The following is a 20,323-nucleotide window of genomic DNA, read 5'->3' on the forward strand; positions in this document are numbered from 1 at the left end:
TCCGCAATAAAAAGGAAGGCATTCTAACAGGGACAGATCCTTAAAAATTATTACATTGATAAATTACCCTATACAATAATTGTATAAATATTACCATGCTGAGAACACTATGCATTTGCCCTCTCATAGACGATTGCTCATACGCATCGCGCTAATTCCCATCGCGCTGCTGTTATCAAATGTGACGAATGCTCAAACTGCCCCTTCTGTCATCGGTACACGGGCGGTCATGACCACATGGTCAGACCCTTTGGAAGCCCTTGGCACACTCAGTGCCGAAGAGAGCGTGACGCTATCGGCCACCGTTACGGAAATTGTGTCCGAGATCAATTTCCAGGACGGTGAGCAGGTCGAAGAGGGGCGACTGCTAATTCGTCTGGAAGATGCTGAGGAGCAGGCGCTGCTTAGAGCATCCCAGGCGCTTCGTGAAGAGCGCCGGAATGCATCAGGCCGCGCTGCGCAGCTCCAACAGCGCAATTTAGCTGCCAGGGCCGATGTTGAAGATAGCCAATCTCGTTTGCGTCAGGCTGATGCTGACATTCAAGCCATTGAAGCCCAGCTAGCGAATTACCAGATAAAAGCGCCCTTCAGTGGCCGCGTTGGTTTTCGTGACATCAGCGTTGGCGCTCTGGTCACCCCAGGAATGGATTTGGTGACCCTCGATAAGCTCGATGTGATGAAATTAGACTTCAGCGTGCCTGAGGTATTTCTAGGTCGGCTTTCACCCGGGTTAATGTTGAATGCCACCACTGCCGCCTTTCCTGATGACATCTTTAGTGGTGATATCGCCACCATTGGCACTCGCGTTGACCCGGTCACTCGCAGCGTAAATGTCCGCGCTGAACTCGATAACGCTGACGGTCGGTTGCGCCCAGGCATGTTGATGGAGGTTATCGTTCAGCAGCGCGTCCGCGACACCATCGTGATCCCTGAAGCCGCTATTGAGCCTAGCGGTGACCGTCATTATGCGATGCTTATCGAACAGCGTGACGGCACAACACGCTTGGCACGGCGCGAACTGGCGATCGGTGAACGGCGCAATGGCGAGGTGGAAGTTCTTGAGGGCTTAGCCGCTGGCGATTTAATCGTTGTGCATGGTTTACAGCTTGCCCGAGATGGTCAGGAAGCGAGGGTAATCGGCATTGCCGATGACGAGACCGATATCAGAGCGCTGTTGGAGGCCGACCGCTAATGCGTCTATCGGATATCTCCGTTCAGCGCCCGGTACTCGCCATGGTGATTGCGGCGCTGATTATCGCCTTTGGATTACTGGCGTTGAATCGTCTGCCGCTGCAAGAGTACCCCACCATCGACCCGCCGGTAGTCACCATTGATACTCGCTACCCTGGCGCTTCGGCAAATGTGGTCGAAACACGCATCACCCAAGTGCTGGAAGACCGCATTGCTGGCGTTGAAGGGATTGAGCTAATCACCTCCCGAAGCGAGGATGGGCGCTCTCAGATTGAAATAGAATTTAACATCGATATGGATATTAATGCCGCCGCCAACGATATTCGCGATCGGATTTCCGGCGCGCTGCGCAACCTGCCCGACGATGCTGACAACCCAGAGGTCACCAAAGCCGATAGCAGCGAAGAGATTGTGGTGTGGTTAAGCCTTTCCGGCGAAGACTACTCAATCACAGAGCTAACCGACTATGCTAACCGTTTTCTGGTCGATAGCCTTTCCGTTCAGCCAGGTGTGGCCCGGGTGCGTGTCGGCGGCGGCAGCGATTATGCCATGCGCGTCTGGCTAGACCGCAATGCCCTTGCCGCGCGCGGGCTCACCGTGAGCGATATAGAAAATTCGCTACGTGCTGAGAATGTGGAACTACCCGCAGGTTCAATTGAATCTGAAGATCGCCAATTTATTGTCCGGCTTCCGCGCAGCTTTGCCAGCGCCGAGGATTTTCAGCGTCTCGCCCTTACCTCTTCACAGAACCAGCAAGAAAACGGCTATTTGGTGCGTCTTGCAGACGTCGCTCGGGTTGAAGTGGGCGCCGTAGAGGATCGTTCGGTCTTCCGTTCTAACGGCGTCCCCATGGTGGGGCTTGGCATGATCATGCAGTCCACGGCCAACGTGATAGAGCTTTCTGAAGCGGTACAGGTTGAGCTTGAACGCCTGCAAGGTACGCTGCCAGAAGGCATGTCACTGAGCCTGAACTACGACGCCTCGCTGTTCGTTTCAGGGGCCATTGAGCAGGTGGTGATGACACTGTTTATCGCCATGGGGCTTGTCGTCGTCGTGATCTTTATGTTTCTGGGTAATTTACGTACCACGTTAGTACCAGCGGTCACTGTCCCCATTGCCGTGATCGGTGCGTTTACTGCCCTGGCCGTCATGAACTTCTCGATCAACCTGTTAACGCTGTTAGCGCTGGTGCTGGCGATTGGCTTGATCGTCGATGATGCAATAGTGGTGCTTGAGAACATTAACCGACGCATGCATGACTACGGCGAAACACCCTTAGTAGCCGCCTTTCGCGGCACCCGCCAAATTGCTTTCGCGGTCATCGCCACCACCCTTGTTTTGGTTGCCGTATTTGTGCCACTGAGTATGTTGCAAGGTGATATTGGCCGGCTGTTTTCAGAGTTTGCACTTACCATGGCCGCCGCCGTCGTGGTCTCTACCCTGCTGGCACTGACGCTCACACCGATGATGGCATCTAAAATTCTGAAGCCAGGCATGCACAATAGCCGCATTGGCAGAGCCGTGCAGTGGTTGCTAAGCGGCACACAACGCCGCTATCAAACGGCGCTAGAGTGGATGCTCAAAATGCGCTGGCTAGTAGTGACCATGTTTGTTCTGCTGATAGCGGCCACCGCTTGGCTAGCCACAGCGCTGCCGAACGAATACACCCCACAGGAGGATCGCGGCAACTTTATCGTATTGGTGAATGGCCCTGAAGGCGCTACCTTCGATTACATGATGGACTACATGGATGAAATCGAGGCACGTATGACACCGCTGGTCGAGAGTGGAGAGCTAGAGCGTGTCGTGGTTCGCGCACCACGAGGCTATGGCAATATCGAGAACTTTAACAGTGGTTTTATCATCGTCAACATGGCTGACTGGGGCAGCCGTCGCAGCGCCTGGGAGATTATGGCGGAGGTGCGCCAAACTCTACGAACACTGCCGGGTGTACAAGCTTTCCCGGTGATGCGCCAGGGTTTTGGCCAGCGTACTGAAAAACCGGTTCAATTCGTACTGGGCGGCGGCACTTACGAAGAGTTAGCGCTTTGGCGCGACAGGCTAATGGATCATGTCCGTGAGAACAATCCACGCTTGATGGCGCTGGAAAGTAACTATAACGAGACCCAACCTCAGCTACGGGTAGAAATCGATTACGAGCGGGCCGCTTCATTAGGTGTAACCGTCACGGAGATTGGCAGAACTCTGGAAGTGCTGTTAGGTGGCCGCAATGTCACACGTTATGTGGATGACGGTGAAGAGTACGACGTGATCTTAGAAGGTGATCGCAGTAGCCAGAATAGCCCACGAGCGCTGGATAACATTCAAGTGCGCTCGGCCCGCACTGGCGAATTGATCCCCTTGGCGAGCCTCGTTACCCTTTCCGACTTTGCTGGCGCCAGCACCTTGAACCGCTTTGATCGCATACGGGCCATAACCATCGAAGCCAATCTGGCGGATGGTTACCCGCTCGGTGAGGCGCTGGAATATCTAGAGGAGAGCGCTGCTGAGCTGTTACCTGAAGAGGCTCAAACCAATGTCGCTGGGGCATCCCGCGACTTCCAGCAAGCCAGCGGCGCCACCGCTTTCCTACTGATACTAGGCGCGTTAGTGGTCTTCTTAGTGTTAGCAGCACAGTTTGAAAGTTTGATTCACCCCTTTGTGATCATGCTGACCGTGCCTTTAGCAATGAGCGGTGCTTTGCTTGCGCTATTATTGAGCGGCCAATCACTGAATATATACAGTCAGGTGGGTTTGGTACTGCTGATTGGCCTGGCCGCCAAAAACGGCATTCTGATCGTCGAGTTTGCCAACCAACTGCGTGATGAAGGCCAAGCGTTCCGGGCAGCATTGATTGAAGCTTCGGTCACCCGCTTAAGGCCGATCCTAATGACCGCAGTGACGACCATGGCTGGCGCCATCCCGCTGATCATTTCAACCGGCCCTGGCGCAGAGTCGCGCTTGGTTATCGGCACCGTGATTATGGCAGGCGTCGGTTCAGCCACACTGTTTACACTGTTTGTCGTGCCTGTCGCTTACGACCTACTCGCACGCCACACGGGTTCACCGGGTGCCGTTAAACGGCAGTTGGAGGAGGAAATTGCTAACGCGCCGGGAGGGGGATCAGGCAAAGCTGAATGATGTTATTGCGAACGCAGCGGAGCGATCTCGTGCTTGAATGTTGCCACAGGCTTGAGATTGCATCGTCGTTTCACTTCCAGCAGTTAAACCCTTAATAAAAAAGGGTGCCAATCGGCACCCTGAACTAAGCAGTGGGCGTTTACTCACACTCGCCGATGTACTCACCTTCAATAACCGTGTTCATGCTCAGTTCACCCATGGGTGACTGAGTCAGGATATCGACGCTGCCTTCAATATGTTCGCCCATAAAATGCATTTCCCCATCAATGGTCGCTTCGCCACCTTCAGCACGGCACACCATGCTGTAGCTTAGACCATCCGCATTCAAATCCTGATCGAGCAGTTCACAGCCCTCTTCTTCTTCGATGAAGCCGAATTCAGCGCCCTCAAGCTCTTCCTGAGTAATACACTGACGCTCGGTTTCCGTTTGATCCGGAATTTCCATCTCGCCGCTGACGCTCGTTTTGCTAACAAACTCCCATTCACCAGCGGTCACATTGGGGGTTTCAGCCAACGCGACCATCGGAAAAGCCACTAGGGCCGCTACTGCCATGTTACGTAACATCATCGCTACTCTCACTGCGTTGCTTTAGGAACCTGCCAATATCCTACCTGATTCAATCCAACGATGCCCTACCTGAGGGACACACTGCTACACTCAGTCTCTTAGAAACCCCTGATTACATGCACCCGCTTTAGAAGGTAGCCAATAATGCATGATGACGCTCTGGTCAATTATGACTTCCACTGCCCTTACTGTGACTCTCCCTTGACCTTCTTGATTGATACGTCACAGGGCAGCCATGACACTTGGGAAGATTGCCACCAGTGCTGCGCACCCATCCAACTTCAAATTATCGTGTCACCGATGACAGGCGAACTCGATAGTGTCGTGGCTGGGCGCGACGACGACGTTCTATAACGTTGACGTTATATAGCTTTATTAGACGTCTTGTAACGCCGCCTTCCGTTTGGTTTCGCTACGGCGCATAAAAAACCAAGCCAACAGGGTTGCCAGGGATACGATCAATATAATCAACGTGGCCAGCGCATTAATCTTCGGCGACACCCCCATACGCACCGATGAAAACACCACCATGGGCAGCGTATTCGCACCGGGGCCCGAAACAAAACTGGCAATCACTAAGTCATCAAGAGAGAGCGTAAACGCCAGAAGCCAACCGGCTGCCAGCGCGGGAGTGATAATCGGCAGCGTAATGGAAAAAAAGGTTTTCACCGGAGGTGAGCCTAAATCCATGGCAGCCTCTTCAATGGAGTGATCCACTTCACGCAAGCGAGCGGCGACCACTACCGCCACGTAGGCGCTACAGAACGTGGTGTGGGCAATCCATATAGTCGCCATCCCCCGATCAGCTGGCCAGCCAGTAATCTGCGCCATTTGAACGAATAGCAGCAGTAGCGATAGCCCAGTGATCACCTCTGGCATTACCAATGGCGCCGTTACCATACTGGAGAGCGCTGTTTTGCCACGAAAATGGCCGTACCGAGTCATCACGAAGGCTGCCACAGTGCCTAAACAAACCGCCATGCTGGCAGCAAAAAAGGCGATTCTCAGACTGGTCCACACCGCAGACAAAATCTGCTGGTCCCGAAATAGCTCGCCGTACCAGTGGGTGGAAAAGCCTGCCCACACCGTGACCAACTTTGAAGCGTTAAATGAATACACCACCAGCACAAACATGGGGATATACAGAAACAGCAGGCCAAGCACCAGCATGACCGTTGAGAAGTTAGTCCTCCGCATGCTCATTATTCAAGCTCCTTGGACTGGTAACGATGAAACCAGACAATCGGCACCAGTAATAGCAGCAGCATCACCATGGCCAGCGCTGACGCTACGGGCCAGTCGCGGTTGAGGAAAAACTCTTCCCACAGCACCTTGCCGATCATTAGCGTATCGGGGCCACCCAGCAATTCAGGAATCACAAACTCCCCTACCGCTGGGATAAATACCAGCATCGACCCCGCCACGATACCGCCCATAGATAGCGGCAGAGTGACTTTTATAAAGGTGTTGAGTTTGCGCGAACCCAAATCTGAAGCAGCCTCCAACAACGCGTTATCAAGGCGAGTTAGATGGGCATACAGCGGCAACACCATAAACGGCAAGTAGGCGTAAACGATACCAATGGTGACCGCAAACTGGGTATTCATCATCCGCAGCGGAGAATCTATAAGACCTAACCCTATCAGTAGGTTATTGATTAACCCGCTGTTACTGAGTATTCCCATCCAGGCATAGACACGAATCAAAAACGAGGTCCAGGAGGGCAACATGACCAGCAGCAACAGCAGCAGTTGCCAGCGTGCGGGAGCCCGCGCCATGGCATACGCCATCGGGTAACCCATCAGCAAACAGACCAGCGTCGCTATAAATGCGGTTTTCACCGAGCCCCAGTAGGCAGCGATATAGAGCGAATCCGTCAGTAGGTAGAGATAATTGCCTAAATTGAGAAATACATGCAGCGTCTGGTCAGCATAATCAAGCAGCGGGCCATAAGGTGGAATGGCAATCGCGGCCTCGGACAAGCTGATTTTGAGTACTAGCGCAAAGGGCAATAAAAAAAACAGCGTTAACCAAACAAGCGGAAACGCGATCACCGCCCGCCGCCCTAACTGCAGGCGTTTGAGCAGTGCTGAAGAACGAGATAGCTTCATTAAAGGCAGTCTCCTCGCGGTAAGGAATGCGCCACTATCGCAAGACGTTAGCGGTTCAAAACAATCGTGCTGTGATCTTCCCAGTAGACATACACGCTGTCTTCCCAGGTAGGCCGATCACCGCGACGCTCTGTATTGGCCATACTGACCTTGATCATCTGGCCAGACTGCGTGCGCACGTAATACAGCGAGAATCCTCCTAAGTAGGCAATATCATCTACCTTGCCTTCCGCCCAGTTGTATTCCGTCGTGGGCTTTTCTCGGGTTAACCAAATCTTCTCAGGGCGGAGCGCGACCCACACTCGACGATCCATTGCCTGGGTAGTAATACCATGGTCAATGTAAATAGGTCGTTCAAGCGCAGGGGCAACGATGCGACAGTGGTCAGCAGCGTCTTCAATAATCTCCCCTTCAAACAGGTTCACCGTGCCGACGAATTCCGCCACCATGCGACTCACCGGGCTCTCATAAATATCAATAGGCGAACCTATCTGCTCGATCCAGCCATCGGCCATGATCGCCACGCGGTCAGCCATTGTCATGGCCTCTTCCTGATCGTGGGTCACCATAATGCAGGTAACGCCGACCTGCTCGATGATCTCGACCACTTCTAGCTGCATTTCGGTGCGCAACTTTTTATCCAGTGCGCCCATGGGTTCGTCAAGCAGCAGCAGCTTTGGCCGTTTGGCCAACGAACGCGCCAGCGCCACACGCTGGCGTTGGCCGCCAGAGAGCTGATGTGGTTTACGCTTGGCAAAGCGCTCCATATGCACCAGCTTCAGCATTTGTGCAACGCGCGCATCGATATCGGCTTTGGAAAGCTTGTCCTGCTTTAAGCCAAAAGCAATGTTCTGCGCCACCGTCATATGCGGAAACAGTGCATATGACTGAAACATCATATTAATAGGACGCTTATGCGGTGGTATGGCGGTGATGTTGACACCGTCCAATAAAATACGACCCTCGGTGGGCGTTTCAAACCCCGCCAACATACGCAGCAGGGTTGATTTACCCGAACCAGAACCACCTAATAACGCGAAAATTTCGCCGCGTTTAACCTGCAAGTTGACATCATCTACTGCCAGCGCATCGTCAAACCGCTTACTTAAGCGTTTAACTTCCAGCACGACATCCTCAGCAAACCGCGGGGTTTTGCCCTGAGGACGTGACGCTGAAGGGTTGGTTGGCGAAGCAGATGAAGGCTCGTTCGACAGGGGCGTAGTGACCATTCGCCACTCCCATCAAAAGGCCCGGTAATTCGGGCACAAGAAAAGACGAAAAGCGAGCCGGAGAGAAGTGTCTCCGGCTCGCTGTCGGATAGATATCGGATTAACGACCTGATTTCACGCGATTCCAAATACGTGTACGGGCTCGCAGCACATCTTGAGGCTTTTCAGCCTGCACGTACAGGTTTTGCATGACCTCGGTTTCTGGATAAATAGCCGGGTCATTGATGATCTCCTCAGAGAGATATTCATTGGCCGCCGCGTTAGGGTTGGCATAACGCACGTACTCGGTAATCTCAGCGGCAATTTCCGGATCAAGAATAAAGTTAATAAAGGCGTGGGCATTTTCAGTGTTTGGCGCATCAGCGGGTACCGCCATCATGTCGAACCACAGGGCTGCGCCTTCTTTTGGAATGCTATAAGCAATCGAGAAATCACGCCCGGCTTCTTCTGCCCGGTCGGCCGCTTGGAAAATATCACCTGAGTAACCAGCCGCAACGCAGATATCACCATTAGCTAAATCGGAGACATAACGCGACGAGTGGAAATAGGTCATATTGTCGCGAACCCCGGCAATCAGCTCGCCAGCAGCTTCAATGTCGTCAATATTTTCGCTTAGCGGGTCTAAGCCTAAATAGGCCATGGCGGGCGATAGCATTTCATCTGCTGAGTCCAGCATCGACAAACCACAGCCAGCTTCGCTCAACGCCGAGGTTATTTCAGGATCAAACAGCAACGCCCAGCTATCGACTGGGGCATCATCTCCTAAAATCTCTTTGACGCGCTCCACGTTATAACCGATACCATTGGTGCCCCACATGTAAGGAACCGAGTATTCGCTACCGGCGTCAATGGTTTCCAGGTTGGCCATCAGCTCGGGGTTAAGGTTTTCTAAATTGGGTATTAGCTCATGATTCAGCGGCTGAAAAACGCCAGCTTTTAATTGGCGAGTAAAATAGTACGTTGAGGGTACGACCACATCATAACCAGAGCGGCCGGCAAGCAGTGCGGCATCAAGAATTTCATTGCTATCATAAACGTCGTAGGTCACTTCAATGCCGGTACGCTCGGTAAATTTTTCAAGCGTTTCTGGGGCAATATAATCTGACCAATTAAACACCCGCACCTCTTCGGCGTGGGCAGTACTTGCCGCTGCGGCGAATGAGATGGCCGCAACGGCCGCGGAAAGTTTGTGGATGTTCCCCATTGTCACTGCTCCTGATGTCTAAACTGTTTAGCCACATTTTTTGCTGCACGCCAGTAACGGCGCCAGCCCTACCTTAATATGTCACCATATCGGCCAACGTATGACCTGGGACGCTCGCCAATAGCCTACCGTCGCCACGGCTAACCATAGCGTAGGCCATAATACTAACCATGCGAATTTTGCGGTGCAGTGGAGCCTACCGCAAGCCAATGTGAAAAATTCTTGTATTCTGCACTATTGGCCCCATTTATTAGCCAGCGCAATGACAAAGGCCCATGTGCCAATAGAGAAAACCTATTGATGACATGTTTATTCTTAATTTTAGCCTTTAGTCGTTAGCCCTTAGTATCAACACCACTTTCTAATTTTTCATTCAACAATCCTGGAGATTATCTGAATGTCCTTAATTAACACCGAAGTTAAGCCGTTTAAAGCGACTGCCTACTTGAACGGCGAGTTTGTCGACGTTACTGAAGCGGACATGCAGGGCCAGTGGTCCATCTTTTTCTTCTATCCTGCAGATTTCACCTTTGTTTGCCCGACAGAGCTTGGTGACCTTGCCGATAACTATGCTGAATTCAAAAAGCTGGGTGTTGAAATCTATAGCGTTTCAACCGACACCCACTTTACTCACAAAGCATGGCACGACAGCTCTGACACCATCGGCAAACTGCAGTACCCGATGATTGCTGATCCGACGTTACGCATTTCACGCAACTTCGAAGTTTTGATCGAAGAAGCTGGTCTTGCTGAGCGCGGCACCTTTGTTGTCGACCCCGATGGCAAAATCCAGATTGTGGAAATCAATGCCGGCAATATTGGCCGTAACGCTGAAGAACTGCTGCGTAAAGTAAAGGCGGCTCAGTACGTGCGTGCCAACCCGAACGAAGTTTGTCCGGCGAAATGGAAAGAAGGCGAAGCGACACTCGCTCCGTCTCTGGATCTTGTCGGCAAAATCTAAACCGCTTAAAGGTTTCACGCCCTTGCTTCTAGGTGTGTAGCGCAAGCGCGTGCAGGTTCAACGCCCGGGTTTCCCCGGGCGTTCTGTTTTAAAACTGTTATAAAATTGTTTTTTAAAAGAGTTAATGATTAGCACCGTCACACACGTGTGTTCAATACGTCTGTTACCTGCGAGGAAGCTACTGTCATGCTGGACGCCAATTTAAAAACCCAGTTAAAAGCGTATCTGGAAAAAGTGACTCAACCGTTCGAGATCATTGCCTCCCTCGATGACGGTGCCAAGTCACAGGAACTTCTCGGCCTGCTTGAGGACATCAGCAGCCTGAGCGACAACATTACCCTACATAGCGACGGCCAGGATGCGCGCAAGCCCTCATTTGCTATCAACCGTCCCGGTGAAGAAACTGGCGTGGTGTTCGCAGGCATTCCTATGGGCCACGAGTTCACCTCATTGGTACTCGCCCTGCTGCACGTTGGTGGTCATCCTCCTAAGACGTCTGACGCATTGCTTGACCAAATCAGAGCATTAGATGGCGAGATGCTTTTCGAGACCTATTACTCGTTGTCGTGTCAGAACTGTCCGGACGTGGTTCAGGCACTCAACTTGATGGCTATCTTCAACCCGAATGTGCGCCACGTCGCTATTGACGGTGCGCTATTTCAGGATGAAGTCGAATCTCGCGAAATCATGTCGGTGCCGAGCGTCTATTTGAATGGGAAGCCGTTCGACCAGGGCCGCATGACGCTTGAACAGATTCTGGCCAAGGTTGATACCGGTGCCGCCGAACGCGATGCTAAAAAACTAAGTGAAAAAGCGGCTTTCGATACACTGGTCATCGGCGGCGGCCCGGCGGGCGCCGCAGCAGCGATTTATTCAGCGCGCAAAGGTATCAATACTGGCGTCGCCGCTGAGCGCTTCGGTGGCCAAGTGGCGGATACCATGGGAATTGAAAACTTTATTTCCGTTTCCCATACCGAAGGGCCAAAGCTGGTTAGCGCGCTTGAAGAGCACGTAAAAGATTACGAAGTCGATGTGATGAACCTGCAGCTCGCTACCTCATTCAAAGCTGCTGAAGCCGAAGGTGGCTTGCACGAAGTGGCCTTTGAGTCTGGCGCTAAGCTTAAGAGTAAAACCCTGGTTCTGGCGACCGGCGCCCGTTGGCGTGAAATGAACGTACCTGGTGAGCAGCAGTACCGTAATAAAGGCGTTGCTTACTGCCCCCACTGCGATGGCCCGCTGTTCAAAGGTAAGCGTGTAGCGGTCATTGGTGGTGGTAATTCGGGCGTTGAAGCGGCCATTGATTTGGCGGGTATTGTAAGCCATGTCACGCTGGTGGAATTTATGGGCGAAATGCGCGCCGACGCGGTGTTGCAGAAAAAGCTCAAGAGCCTGCCTAACGTCGATATCATTCTCAACGCACAAACGACCGAAGTGACGGGTGATGGCAGCCGTGTCAATGGCTTGAACTATAAAGACCGCACCACCGATGAGAGCAAATCCATCGCACTGGAAGGTATTTTTGTTCAGATTGGTCTGGTGCCTAACACCGAGTGGTTGAAAGGCTCACCGATTGAAATGACGCCCCGCGGTGAGATCATCGTGGATGCTCACGGTATGACCTCGGTACCCGGCGTATTCGCCGCAGGGGACGTTACGACTGTGCCCTACAAGCAGATCATCATTGCCATGGGCGAAGGTGCCAAGGCATCACTGGGCGCCTTCGACTACTTAATTCGCAATTAATGATTGAGTAGTGAAGGGACTAGTAGTTAAGAAATTAGCGATTAAAGAGTCTGTAGTTAACGACTTGGCAGAATCGATCCTTTTGACGTAAAAGACCGTGACGTCTAGCCCGCTGATTTCAGCGGGCTTTTTTTTGAGGTTTTGGGCACCTGCTAAGCCATTGAACCCAGCTAAGTAATCACCTCTTAGTTGGGATTTCCCCTAGCACTTCAGGAATTGTCGTTTTTACATAGCGCCCTGGCGCAGGTTCAAGCACCTTGAGCTCACCATCTCCAGGTTGGCGTACGGGCACCATTTTTTCGCTATCGGCATAGCCATTTTCGGTCATCCACGCCTGCCAGTGTGGCCACCAAGAGCCTTCATGAGCCGTTGCATTTTCCAGCCACTCTTCGTGGGTTTCCGGCAGTGCGTCGTTAGTCCAGTAGCCGTACTTGTTCTTGTGGGGCGGATTGACGATACCGGCAATATGACCCGAGCCGCCTAGCACAAAGGTAACCGGCCCCTTGGGTAGCAACGCCCCATAGTAGGTGCTGTTCCATTTAGCGATATGGTCTTCTTTCGTCGAGACAAAATAGCTAGGTGTCGACACCTTGCGCAGATCAATTTTCACGCCATCCAGCTCAATGCCATCTGGTTCAACCAAGCGGTTCCCTAAGTACATATGGCGTAAGTACCAAGCATGGGTACCTGCCGTCAAATTGGTGCCGTCGGTATTCCAGTAAAGCAGATCAAAGGCAGCGGGGGTTTCACCTTTCAAGTAGTTATTAATGTAAAACGACCAAAACAGATCGTTCTCACGCAGCAAGTTAAAGGTATAGGCCATTGAGCGTCCATCAAGGTAGCCTTTCGCTTCTAGCGTTTGCTCAATACCCTCAACCGCTCGCTCGTTAAGAAATACACCGATGTCGCCAGGATCACGAAAATCCTGCAGCGTGGCCATGTAGGTCACTGACTTTACTTTGCGCCCACGCCGCGTGCTGGTGAGGTACGCCACGGTGGAGGCTGTTAACGTACCGCCTACACAGTAACTGAGGAGATTGACTGACTTCTCACCACAGGCCTGCTCAATGGCCTCTATCGCGCTAATTGGGCCCATCTGCATATAATCAGCCCAGGTAATATCGCGCTGCTCTGGGCCAGGGTTACGCCATGAGATCAAGAAAACCGTATGACCTTGGTTCACCAGCCACTTGATCATTGAGTTATCTTCACGCAGATCAAGAATGTAGTACTTATTGATCCACGGCGGCACCACAAGCAATGGTGTTTTAAACGTCTTTTCCGTTGTCGGGGTGTACTGAATCAACTGAATCAATTCATTTTCATACACTACCGAGCCGGGGGTCACGGCGATGTTTTCGCCAACGCCAAAGGCGCCGCGATCAGTCATGCGAACGTTAATACCTTCCGCGGAATTACCTAAATCTTCGCGTAAGCATGCTAAACCATCGACCAGGTTCTGGCCGCGCGTTTCAATGGTGCGGCGCATAACCTCAGGGTTGGTGGACATAAAATTAGTCGGCGCCATCGCGTTAACCAATTGACGCGCATAAAACATCAAGTTCCGCTGCTGGTTAGTGTCTAATCCACTTAAGCTTTCAATCAACTCCTCCACCATCTGCGAGAACAGTAAGTACTGCTGCATAATGGCCATATAATGCGGATCTTGAGTCCATGCTTCGTCTTTAAAACGGCGGTCACCTTTAGCCGGCGTAATCAGCGGAGTAACTTGTTCGCCAGCCATGCCACGCATTGCTTGCTGCCACAGTAACCACTGATCTTGCAGCAAACGCGTCTGTGTTTCCCACAGTAGGGTCGGGTTTTGCATTAGTGATTGCGCACCGGCTTCAAAGCTTTCACGCATATCACTGTAAATCGAGTCGGCGGCTTCGCTGGGCGCTATTCGGGAAAGCATATCCTGCATCAACCCTTGGTACTGTTCACCAATCTCTTTAAGCTGTTGATTCCAGGCTTCAACCTCATCGGATGATAACCCTTCAGGAAGCCCTTGAGACAGCCCACCTGAGACCCCTTCAGATATGGACTGAAACAGATTGTGCCATGCTGACTGCATACTTAATCTCCCTACGCCTATCTTCGGGCGCACCGACCGCTTTGGCTATTGCTGTGGTCAAATTGATTAATGACCCGTATTCGATGACAAGCTTATAAATGCATCGCGGCGCCCGTAGGCGCCGCGATGATATGACCAATCAGCTTTTACGCGAGGATTGGCTAGATGCTTTGGCAGGCTGCTCACCTTTAGTAGCCGCCTTAGCTTGTTCAGACATTTGCTGCCCGGCTTCACTGAACATCTTTTCCATTTCGGATTTAAACTGCAGGCTCATTTCGCTCATTACACGAGCGTCTTCCTGCATCTGCTGAGAAAGCTCGGTCATCATTTCGGCTTGCTTCGTGCCAAAATCACGCAGACTTTCTGCATCTTGAATTTCAGTGGCGCTACGAATGCGCTCGGTTCCCATCTGGCTGTAGCGCTTCATGGCTTCCAGCTGATACTGGGTCATTTTTTCCATGTTATTGAGCATCAGCGAATTAATTTTGCGCATGGGCTCAAACATCTGCTTAGTTTGGGCGTTGAAGGCGTCCATCATATTGTCTTGCATAGTGTCTGCTCCTGTTTCGTTCCTTGGCATGAGCCTTGGAGTGACTCATCGTGTGTAGCTTTGCCGCACTGCAAAAAGAGTAATCTTTGGCATGCTGCATTGCAACAACAGCGTCGCCCTCAGCAACACCGTGCAAGCTTGAAACGCTTTGCCATATTACTCTGCCCTACCTCAACAGGTATGAAAACGCCTGTTAAGTTAATGCGCGTTAACTGCTTGCTTCAATCTATGTACCGCTCTATGTACCGCTGCGTTTGGTTGCAGAGCGGGAGCGTGACGATGCCGTTGACTTTGCTTTACTGGCAGTAGCACTTTCTTGATGACTTTTAGAGGTAGTATCACCTCCCTTTTCATCACTATTACTGTGAGTCGAAGAAGCGCTGGCACTGCCCGCTTGCCGCAGCATATCGAGCATCATTTGTTGGTAAGTACCGAAATTAGCAAGCCCCTGGGAAAGCCCCTGTTGCATCATCGGTTGCTGCAGGAAAGGCCGCATTAGGCTCATAGGGTCGTAACCTTCTGCCCCAGACTCCATCTGCCGTTGAATATTCTCCAGCAGATTTTTCTGGAAAACTTCGACATCAGGCAGCCCCAGTGATTGGCGAAACTCATCCGGGGTAAGATCAAACTCAACGTTAATCTTCATAGGCGGCTCCTGCACTGTTGTTTCATGACTGTTTCTCATGCATTTGTTTTATTTGAGTGTAGCAGCGAACTGCCAACATCACCGTATTGGGTTAGCGCTGAGTTAAACGGGGCGTGTCAACGCTAACGTCACCATTTTGACCACGCTGACGAAGCCAGTGATCCAACAGCGTAATCGCCATCATGGCTTCGGCAATGGGCGTTGCACGAATCCCTACACAAGGGTCGTGACGCCCTTTGGTAATCACTTCGACGGGCTGACCATGAACATCAATGGAGCGACCCGGTGTGGTGATACTGGACGTCGGTTTTAGCGCTAAGCGAGCAACAATGGGCTGGCCGCTGGAAATACCACCGAGCACGCCACCGGCATGATTGGAGAGAAAGCCCTCAGGCGTCATCTCGTCACGGTGTTCACTGCCCCGCTGGGATACACAGCCAAAACCTGCGCCTATCTCAACACCTTTTACCGCATTGATACTCATCAAACCATGCGCTAGATCAGCATCCAGGCGGTCAAACACGGGTTCGCCCAGCCCTACCGGCACGCCTTCGGCAATCACGGTGATCTCAGCACCTACCGAGTCCTGATCGCGACGCAGCTGATCCATGTAGGCTTCCAGCTCGGCTACGCGCTCTGGGTCTGGGCAGAAAAACGCATTTTGACCCACCGCCTCCCACTGTTTGAAATCAATCTTGATGGGGCCGAGCTGGCTCATATAGCCGCGAATCTGCACCCCCTGGGCGGCCAAATACTTCTTGGCAATCGCCCCGGCAGCCACCCGCATAGCGGTTTCACGGGCGCTGGAGCGCCCACCACCGCGGTAGTCTCGGTGACCATACTTATGATGGTAAGTGTAATCCGCATGGGCGGGCCGGAACTGTTCTTTGATTTTTGAATAATCGTTAGAGCGCTGGTCGGTGTTCTCGATTAACAGCCCGATTGAGGTACCGGTGGTTTTGCCTTCAAATACCCCGGAAAGAATGCGCACCTGATCAGGCTCTTTGCGCTGAGTGGTATGCCGTGAACTGCCCGGCCGACGGCGATCCAGATCGTGCTGCAAATCTGCTTCGCTTAACGGTAGCCCCGGAGGGCAGCCATCAATGATAGCGCCGAGCGCAGGGCCGTGGCTCTCACCGAAGGTAGTGACGGTAAATAGTTTGCCAAACGTATTGCCAGACATGGCGATTAATTCCTCACTGGAAAGACGCCGCATGGGCGTCGAGTTCAGCGGCGCTCAAGGCAAATACACCCTGGCCGCCACGCTCGAATTCAAGCCATAGAAAGGGAACGTCGGGAAACGCCGCTTCCACATGGCGATCGGAGTTGCCGACTTCGACAATCAGCCAGCCCTCTTCCGTTAAGTGTTCCCGCGCCTCGCGCAAAATGCGCCGCACTATATCCAAGCCATCGCTGCCAGCGCCCAGCGCTAACGATGGCTCATGGCGAAATTCAGCGGGCATGGTGGCAAGATCACGGGCGTCGACATAGGGCGGGTTAGAAACGATCAAATCAAAGCGTCGGCCTTCTAAACCGCTGAATACGTCCGACTCGACGGCGCGTACCCGGTCGCCCACATCATGGCGGGTAATATTCTGACGCGCGACGGCCAAGGCATCCTGACTGATATCGGCAAGCGCCACTTCACAGGTCGGTAAATAGAGCGCCGTCGCAATGCCGATACAACCGGAACCGGTGCATAAATCCAGCACGCTGGCAGGCGGCTCTTCAGGAAACCAGGCGGCAAAGCCATCTTCAATCAGCTCGGCAATCGGCGAGCGCGGAATCAGCACGCGCTCATCAACGCTAAACGGGTGACCGGCAAAGAAGCTTTCGCCGAGCAGGTAAGGCAATGGGCGGCGAGTAGTGACCCGCTCCCGCGCCAGGGCAATAATCCGCTGGCGTTCAACGGGCAGCAGCCGCGCTTCTAGCACGCTGGGATCAATATTCCACGGCAAGTGCAGCGCGCCTAAGCAGAGTGCCACCGCCTCATCCCAAGCAGAGTCAGTGCCATGGCCATAGTGCAGGCCCGCCAGATAAAACTCGCTGGAGACCCAGCGCAGGTAGTCGCGCAGCGTAAAGAGCTGGCTCACCAGCAACGACTCCGACAGGGAAAGGGTTGAGTGAGAATGCTCAACGTTAAGATGCGTGGTCACAGCGGCTCCTGGTTAACGATAATCACGACTGCAGGCAATAGTGCCTGAGCCATATGACGAATAAAAAGATTGTACCTTTCACGCCGCCCGGTTCACAGCAACGCTGAGCCCGCTATACTGTGCTTCTTTAGCTGCTCTACTCTTTTCGGCCACTTTTCTCGACCACCCGAGCCTGATATGACGCGACACCGCCACCTGCCCAATGATGACGATATTAGTGCCTTCCGCGATGCTTTAAAGGCCGCGGGCGTGCGTCGTATCGCTACCAACCAGGCCGACCCAGGCAAACCTAAAATTGATGGTAAGGCCCATGAGGCTAGACGTCATGCGGCGGTCGAGAGCAATACGCCTCAGTCCAGCGGACGCACTTCAGATGGTAGGGTGGAGGCCGTGCGCCCCTCTGAATATTTAGAGTTTTGTGTGCCGGATTTACCATGGCGTACTTTTAGCCAACTAAAACGTGGTCAAACGGCGTGGCAAGCGGGGCTGGATATGCATGGCTATACGCTGGAAGAGGCACGTGCGGAGCTGGAAAGCTTTCTGCGCGATGCATCTGGTCAGGGTTTGCGCTGTGTATTGGTAGTCCATGGTAAGGCGTGGGGGTCTACGTCAGATTTTCCTGTACTCAAAAGCCATACCAACACCTGGCTGCGTGAGTGGCCAGGTGTACTGGCCTTCTGCTCAGCGATCGATATCGATGGCGGCACTGGGGCGGTGTATATCCTACTGCGCAAGCGGGGTCAGTAGCCGTTACTCGGTAGCGTCGGAAGCGATGCTCGGCATGCGTCGCTCAAGCGCTTCGTCAGCCAAGTGCCTACCCAATCGAATCAAGTCTCTACCCCGGTGGAATTCATAGGTACTGCAGACCGTTTTAGGTATTTCGATCAACACATCTGGCGGATAGCCGGCCACTTTATATTTGGCAAGGGCCGCCTGAGTAATATCGAATGACTCTAAAATCATATCGAGCTTACTCCACTCGCGCTTGCCACGCGCCTCAGGGGTTTCCTGTAGCTCATCGCCCTCTCCGTTTGCCCCCTCTCCATTTGTACCATCGCCATTTGTACCAAACCCTGACCACAGCTTGCGGGTAGCGCTACGTACATCACCAAACCAATTACCCATGTCTTGGTCGCGCTCACGCTCTTGAGCACTGCGACTATCGGCCGTTTCCGACTCCTTAGGCAGTAACTCTTCCAAGGTGACCGGTAAGGGACTATGAGCAGTCACGTTAACCGCCACCACGAAGTCCGCCTGATGCGCCGCCACTACAGGCATGATTGGCAATGGGTTCAGTAGCCCACCGTCCACTAACACCTGATCACCCAGATGCACCGGCGTGATCACCCCCGGCACGGCAATTGAGGCGCGGATCGCCTGGAGTAAAGGGCCATTCTGAAACCAAACTTCCCGCTGGCGAACGAGGTCAGTCGCCACCGTTGTCAATGGAATTGCGAGGTCCTCAATCAAGATATCCCCCACCAACGCTTCCAGCTTGCTCATTACTTTACTGGCCCGCATCGCGCCCATTGGACTCCAGGTCACGTCGACCAGTTTGAGTACATCCAGATAATCGAGCTGGCACACCCAGTCTCGGTATTCAGGCAGCTTGCCCGCCGCATAGATACCACCGATCAGCGCACCCATGGAGCACCCTGACACCGCAATAATCTCGAACCCTCTCGCTTCGAGCGCTTCAATAACACCAATGTGTGCGTAGCCACGCGCACCACCACTCCCCAGCACCAGGGCAACTTTATTCCCACCGCTCACGTGAGCCAATTCATTCATGTAACTGTCCTTCCCTAGGCGCGACCGGTCTTACCCCAGTGATTGCCAATAACCATGGCGACTTGCACCACCGCGTGAGGCTCCAAGTGTAAATGGTGCCCACCGCTAAGAACGTGGCGGGTTAAACTTTTCACCGCTTGGCGAGCCTGATTTGCCCAGGCGCGATTACCGAGAATCCCCTCCTCCCCCTCTATCAATAGCACTGGGGCGTCAATTTCCGCTAGGAGTGAAATGACCTGTTCGGGGGTAAAGCGTACTAAAGAGGGTTTCAATAAACGGCTGTCAGTGCGCATTTGCACATGACCATCGGCGGTGGGCTGGGTATTGCGCTCGACCAGCGGTGTGGCCGTCATGTTATCGACCGGCGTGACGCCACCAGCAACACGTGCAGCGATGGCGCTTTCAATATCAGGGTAACGCGGAGCCCGAGAAATTGGTCGACGGTACGCCGTTATCCCCTTTCGCAGCTGGCTTGCCGTTTCTTCAGTAGGAGTATTGAGCGCACCAAGTCCATCGATCATCGTTAAGCGCTCAACGCGCTCGGGTAGCGAAGCGGCGAGCAAACAGGCTACCGCCGCTCCCATGGAGTGAGCCAATAAATGAGCTTGATCCACACCAAGAGACTCCATGGCGTCTAGCACATCGTGGCAGTAATCCCATAGTGCATAGTCAGCGCCCTGGGGCGCGTGTGCAGAATGACCATGGCCGCGAAAATCCAGCGCCACAATGCGAATACCCAATGCCTCTACCAGAAGCGGGGCTAACCGAGTAAAACTGGCCGCATTATCTAGCCAGCCATGCAAAGCCAACCATGTTGGAGCATCAGGGCGACCCCAACTCAGTGCGGCAAGGCGACCATTAGCCAGAGAAAGCGGCTGCGGCGCACCTGAGCGCGCCGTCGCGGGACTAGATTGAGGCATAAGTAACAGTCCTGGATAAACAGCTAACAAACCTAAAC

18 protein-coding genes are annotated in these 20,323 nt (G+C 53.0%); 6 read left to right on the forward strand and 12 right to left on the reverse strand.

Annotated elements, in window-relative coordinates; translation table 11 throughout:
• Positions 1 to 109: 109 nt before the first annotated feature.
• Both AC5TBW_RS12195 and AC5TBW_RS12200 read left to right on the forward strand, forming a co-directional pair.
• Complete coding sequence (locus tag AC5TBW_RS12195; protein WP_495508820.1) at positions 110 to 1,192, forward strand: efflux RND transporter periplasmic adaptor subunit; 1,083 nt, start codon at positions 110 to 112, stop codon at positions 1,190 to 1,192.
• Entirely contained in the window at positions 1,192 to 4,332 is a 3,141-nt protein-coding gene (locus AC5TBW_RS12200) for an efflux RND transporter permease subunit (protein WP_495508821.1), read from the forward strand. The genes AC5TBW_RS12195 and AC5TBW_RS12200 overlap by 1 nt, the downstream gene beginning before the upstream one ends.
• A 139-nt stretch (positions 4,333 to 4,471) precedes the next feature.
• On the opposite strand, the gene AC5TBW_RS12205 is transcribed toward AC5TBW_RS12200, so the two are convergent.
• Entirely contained in the window at positions 4,472 to 4,900 is a 429-nt protein-coding gene (locus AC5TBW_RS12205; protein ID WP_495508822.1) for a DUF3617 domain-containing protein, read from the reverse strand.
• A 144-nt stretch (positions 4,901 to 5,044) separates the two neighbouring features.
• Here AC5TBW_RS12205 and AC5TBW_RS12210 point away from each other — a divergent pair, with 144 nt between their 5' ends.
• Positions 5,045 to 5,254, forward strand: coding sequence for a zinc ribbon domain-containing protein (locus AC5TBW_RS12210; RefSeq protein WP_495508823.1), 210 nt, complete (start codon positions 5,045 to 5,047; stop codon positions 5,252 to 5,254).
• Between the two features lie 21 nt (positions 5,255 to 5,275).
• Here AC5TBW_RS12210 and AC5TBW_RS12215 read toward each other — a convergent pair whose 3' ends face one another.
• From AC5TBW_RS12215 to AC5TBW_RS12230, 4 genes are all read right to left on the reverse strand, one after another.
• Positions 5,276 to 6,103, reverse strand: a complete 828-nt coding sequence (locus tag AC5TBW_RS12215) for an ABC transporter permease subunit (protein WP_495508824.1) — start codon at positions 6,101 to 6,103, stop codon at positions 5,276 to 5,278.
• The gene (locus tag AC5TBW_RS12220) at positions 6,103 to 7,011 is read right to left on the reverse strand and encodes an ABC transporter permease subunit (protein WP_495508825.1); all 909 of its coding nucleotides are present in this window, start codon (positions 7,009 to 7,011) and stop codon (positions 6,103 to 6,105) included. The genes AC5TBW_RS12215 and AC5TBW_RS12220 overlap by 1 nt, the downstream gene beginning before the upstream one ends.
• 47 nt (positions 7,012 to 7,058) lie before the next feature.
• Positions 7,059 to 8,240 carry a polyamine ABC transporter ATP-binding protein gene (gene potA / locus AC5TBW_RS12225; RefSeq protein WP_495508826.1) on the reverse strand — a complete coding sequence of 394 codons (1,182 nt, stop codon included), beginning with the start codon at positions 8,238 to 8,240 and terminating at the stop codon, positions 7,059 to 7,061.
• Positions 8,241 to 8,340: 100 nt separating this feature from the next.
• A complete protein-coding gene (locus AC5TBW_RS12230) occupies positions 8,341 to 9,444 on the reverse strand; it encodes a polyamine ABC transporter substrate-binding protein (RefSeq protein WP_495508827.1) in 1,104 nt (367 codons plus the stop codon).
• 397 nt (positions 9,445 to 9,841) lie between these two features.
• Here AC5TBW_RS12230 and ahpC point away from each other — a divergent pair, with 397 nt between their 5' ends.
• Both ahpC and ahpF read left to right on the forward strand, forming a co-directional pair.
• The gene (gene ahpC, locus AC5TBW_RS12235; protein WP_495508828.1) at positions 9,842 to 10,405 is read left to right on the forward strand and encodes an alkyl hydroperoxide reductase subunit C; all 564 of its coding nucleotides are present in this window, start codon (positions 9,842 to 9,844) and stop codon (positions 10,403 to 10,405) included.
• Between the two features lie 186 nt (positions 10,406 to 10,591).
• Positions 10,592 to 12,148, forward strand: coding sequence for an alkyl hydroperoxide reductase subunit F (gene ahpF / locus AC5TBW_RS12240; RefSeq protein ID WP_495508829.1), 1,557 nt, complete (start codon positions 10,592 to 10,594; stop codon positions 12,146 to 12,148).
• Between the two features lie 178 nt (positions 12,149 to 12,326).
• On the opposite strand, the gene phaC is transcribed toward ahpF, so the two are convergent.
• The 5 genes from phaC to prmB all read right to left on the reverse strand — a co-directional run bounded on the left by phaC (position 12,327) and on the right by prmB (position 17,574).
• On the reverse strand, positions 12,327 to 14,222 hold the full coding sequence (gene phaC / locus AC5TBW_RS12245) for a class I poly(R)-hydroxyalkanoic acid synthase (protein ID WP_495508830.1): 1,896 nt from the start codon (positions 14,220 to 14,222) through the stop codon (positions 12,327 to 12,329).
• A gap of 139 nt (positions 14,223 to 14,361) precedes the next feature.
• The gene (locus tag AC5TBW_RS12250) at positions 14,362 to 14,772 is read right to left on the reverse strand and encodes a phasin family protein (RefSeq protein ID WP_495508831.1); all 411 of its coding nucleotides are present in this window, start codon (positions 14,770 to 14,772) and stop codon (positions 14,362 to 14,364) included.
• A gap of 238 nt (positions 14,773 to 15,010) precedes the next feature.
• Complete coding sequence (locus tag AC5TBW_RS12255) at positions 15,011 to 15,418, reverse strand: hypothetical protein (protein ID WP_495508832.1); 408 nt, start codon at positions 15,416 to 15,418, stop codon at positions 15,011 to 15,013.
• A 91-nt stretch (positions 15,419 to 15,509) separates the two neighbouring features.
• Positions 15,510 to 16,601, reverse strand: a complete 1,092-nt coding sequence (gene aroC / locus AC5TBW_RS12260) for a chorismate synthase (protein WP_495508833.1) — start codon at positions 16,599 to 16,601, stop codon at positions 15,510 to 15,512.
• A 13-nt stretch (positions 16,602 to 16,614) separates the two neighbouring features.
• Positions 16,615 to 17,574: a 50S ribosomal protein L3 N(5)-glutamine methyltransferase gene (gene prmB, locus AC5TBW_RS12265; RefSeq protein WP_495508834.1), complete on the reverse strand. Its 960-nt coding sequence runs from the start codon at positions 17,572 to 17,574 to the stop codon at positions 16,615 to 16,617.
• A gap of 177 nt (positions 17,575 to 17,751) precedes the next feature.
• Here prmB and AC5TBW_RS12270 point away from each other — a divergent pair, with 177 nt between their 5' ends.
• Positions 17,752 to 18,321 (forward strand): Smr/MutS family protein, encoded by a 570-nt coding sequence (locus tag AC5TBW_RS12270; protein WP_495508835.1) that lies wholly within the window; start codon positions 17,752 to 17,754, stop codon positions 18,319 to 18,321.
• A 3-nt stretch (positions 18,322 to 18,324) separates the two neighbouring features.
• Here AC5TBW_RS12270 and AC5TBW_RS12275 read toward each other — a convergent pair whose 3' ends face one another.
• Positions 18,325 to 19,365 carry a patatin-like phospholipase family protein gene (locus AC5TBW_RS12275; protein WP_495508836.1) on the reverse strand — a complete coding sequence of 347 codons (1,041 nt, stop codon included), beginning with the start codon at positions 19,363 to 19,365 and terminating at the stop codon, positions 18,325 to 18,327.
• 14 nt (positions 19,366 to 19,379) lie between these two features.
• Positions 19,380 to 20,285, reverse strand: a complete 906-nt coding sequence (locus AC5TBW_RS12280) for an alpha/beta fold hydrolase (RefSeq protein WP_495508837.1) — start codon at positions 20,283 to 20,285, stop codon at positions 19,380 to 19,382.
• Positions 20,286 to 20,323 lie beyond the last annotated feature (38 nt).

The sequence above is a fragment of the Vreelandella sp. ssv genome (assembly GCF_059448525.1).